This is a genomic window from Streptomyces sp. SP17BM10, assembly GCF_036322405.1.
GTDB lineage: Bacteria > Actinomycetota > Actinomycetes > Streptomycetales > Streptomycetaceae > Kitasatospora.
Map to the genome: position 1 here is coordinate 1 of NZ_JAQYXB010000008.1, position 450 is coordinate 450.

Sequence of the window (450 nt, forward strand, 5' to 3'; positions counted from 1 at the left end):
CCGGCTTCGGCCGGGTCCTCATCGCCCCTCCGAGGGGTAACAACGCCGCCATCACCCGGACGTTGGCCGGACCCGCCTCACGTCCTCATCGCCCCTCCGAGGGGTAACAACAGCCGTCAACAAGGTGTGGTGAGCCGGGCTGCAAGTGTCCTCATCGCCCCTCCGAGGGGTAACAACGTGCGGTCGGGCTCGGAACTGCCCGCGGGATCGGGGGTCCTCCTCGCCCCTCCGCGGGGGAACAACGCGAAGGCGACCTACCGCTCGGCGCGGACCTGGCCGGTCCTCATCGCCATGCACCCGCCCCGTCGGCTGCCCGCACATCGGGCACGGCACCGGATCGTCCCCGGGTTCGCGCGGATACCCGCCTGACCTTGCCCCTCGTCCGCCACGCCCTCGACGACGAGCGCCGACAGCCCCGAAAACACCACACTCACAAGTTCGTTGACCTCG

At 70.2% G+C, this 450-nt stretch carries 1 protein-coding gene; it reads right to left on the minus strand.

Annotated features, from left to right (window positions below):
- Positions 1-254: 254 nt before the first annotated feature.
- Positions 255-450 (minus strand): hypothetical protein (locus PUR71_RS00020; RefSeq protein ID WP_329924220.1); only part of this gene is annotated, 196 nt, incomplete at its 5' end.